At 72.5% G+C, this 346-nt stretch carries 1 protein-coding gene and 1 pseudogene; both read left to right on the top strand.

Going from position 1 to position 346, the window contains the following annotated elements; translation table 11 throughout:
- Positions 1-24: 24 nt before the first annotated feature.
- Positions 25-129: pseudogene (locus UK12_RS45395) on the top strand (hypothetical protein); the annotation flags it as partial.
- Between the two features lie 49 nt (positions 130-178).
- Positions 179-346 (top strand): DUF3145 family protein (locus tag UK12_RS45390; protein ID WP_156179142.1); only part of this gene is annotated, 168 nt, incomplete at its 3' end.

The raw sequence follows: 346 nt of genomic DNA, 5'->3' as shown, positions 1-346 counted from the left end.
GAGCTCGGCGAGCACGTCGACCACATCGCCGTCTCGGCCACCAAGTCGATGACCGGCCACCTGCTGGGCGGCGCCGGCGGCATCGAGACCGTCGCCACCCTGCTCGCGCTGAACAACCGCCTCGCCCCGCAGACCGTCCAAGTCCCCGACCTGGCCGACCCAGTTTGCCTCGCCAGGTGTGCCCCGGCCCGCTGCGCAGCCGGCATCCGCCCCGCGGCGGTCGGCGTTGAAACGGTACGAGGCAACCCGCCAGCCCTTGGCCACCGCCGAAGGGGCGCGCTCACACCGCCCGCCCGCACTCGGCATCTTCCATGCCGTCACCGGGATGCACGGCGACATCCTGATC

It is taken from the genome of Saccharothrix sp. ST-888 (genome assembly GCF_000955975.1).
In the GTDB taxonomy this organism is placed as follows: domain Bacteria; phylum Actinomycetota; class Actinomycetes; order Streptomycetales; family Streptomycetaceae; genus Kitasatospora.
This window is presented reverse-complemented; position numbering and strand designations above follow the sequence as displayed.